This window comes from Corynebacterium sp. HMSC067D03 (assembly GCF_001811185.1).
Lineage (GTDB): Bacteria > Actinomycetota > Actinomycetes > Mycobacteriales > Mycobacteriaceae > Corynebacterium > Corynebacterium coyleae.
This window is the reverse complement of the sequence record NZ_KV803786.1, coordinates 1-313: the sequence shown is the minus strand read 5'-3', so window position 1 is coordinate 313 and position 313 is coordinate 1. Positions and strand designations below refer to the sequence as shown.

Below are 313 nucleotides of genomic sequence, written 5' to 3'. Positions count from 1 at the left end.
TTTTTTAAAAACTCGTTTTCACGCTCGAGCTCTTTGATCCGCTTTGCCATCTCTGCCGGGTCCTGCGACGCGGCATCAGCAGCGCGCATGTGGCTGCCGGAACCAGTGCCCAAGGTGCCTTCGGCTTTGGCCACCCAGCGTCCCAACGACGAGGACGACACCCCGTACTCCTGGGCCACGGCACCACGAGTCTTGCCGAACATCAACACCTCATCAATGCACTGCTGACGAAACTGATCCGAATACTTACGTGGCATGATTTAATCCTTCCAGATCGGTGGGTTTCACCGTCCACCGGAATCATGACACCCCA

The 313-nt window shown here is 56.5% G+C and carries 1 protein-coding gene; it reads right to left on the bottom strand.

All coding sequences use genetic code 11. The features are described 5' to 3' along the window. Window positions 1-257 (bottom strand): transposase (locus HMPREF2785_RS02320; protein WP_141750622.1); only part of this gene is annotated, 257 nt, incomplete at its 3' end. Window positions 258-313: the final 56 nt, after the last annotated feature.